General features: G+C 72.2%; 1 protein-coding gene. It reads left to right on the forward strand.

Features of this window, described 5'->3' with window-relative positions:
- Window positions 1-860: ABC transporter ATP-binding protein (locus tag KVT45_RS55010; RefSeq protein WP_217562642.1), on the forward strand; the 860-nt coding region annotated here is incomplete at its 5' end.
- Window positions 861-1,029: the final 169 nt, after the last annotated feature.

Consider the following 1,029-nt stretch of genomic DNA (forward strand, 5'->3'; position numbering starts at 1 on the left):
GCTGCGGCAAGACGACCACGGCGACCTCGCTGCTGGGCATGCTGCCGGCGGGCGGCGAGACCACCGCGGGCAGCATCCGCTTCGAGGGCGAGGACCTGGCGCGAGCCGACGCCGCGTCGCTGCGCAGGGTGCGCGGGCGCCGTATCGGCTGGATCTCCCAGGACCCCGTCTCCGGCCTGGACCCGTCCTTCACCGCCGGCGCCCAGGTCGCGGAGGTGGTTCGCCTGCACACCGGCTGCACCCGCAAGGAGGCACGGCAGCGTGCACTGGAACTCTTCGAGAAGGTACGGCTCCCCGACCCGGCCCGGGTGGCGAAGAGCTACCCGCACCAGTTGGCCGGCGGCATGGCCCAACGGGTGGGTATCGCAGCCGCGTTGGCCGGGAACCCCGCGCTGGTGGACGCCGACGAGCCGACAACCGCTCTGGACGTGACCGTGCAGGCCGAAATCCTTGACCTGCTGAGGGAGTTGCGGAGCGGCGGCACAGCCGTCGTACTCATCACCCACGACTGGGGAGTGCTGGCCGACCTGTGCGACCGGGCCGTGGTGATGTACGCCGGGGAGGTCGTCGAGGAGGCCGAGGTGACCGCGATGGTCACGACTCCGGCCCACCCCTATACGGCGGCGCTGCTCAGGTCGGACCCCCATCACGCCGTACCGGGCGAGCCGTTGCCCGCCGTGGAGGGCGCCGTACCGCCGCCGTCGCAGTGGCCCGTGGGGTGCCACTTCCAGAACCGCTGCCCGCGCGTGACCGACGCGTGCCGGGAGAAACCCGTCGTCATCTCGTACCTGACGACGCTGGAGCGCTCGACGCGGTGCATCCGGCCGGCCGAGCTGATCGGAGAAGCCGCGCATGACTGAACACACCGACGGGACCGCCTTGTTGACGGAAACCCCGCTCCTTCGGGTGCGCGACCTGAGCGTCACCTACCGTCGGCCGGGCCGTCGCGGCGGCGACGTACGCGCGGTCCAGGGCGTCGATTTGACGGTCCGGCGCGGCGAGACCGTGGGCCTGGTCGGCGAGTCCGGC

It is taken from the genome of Streptomyces sp. GbtcB6 (assembly GCF_019091475.1).
Taxonomy (GTDB): domain Bacteria; phylum Actinomycetota; class Actinomycetes; order Streptomycetales; family Streptomycetaceae; genus Streptomyces; species Streptomyces hyaluromycini.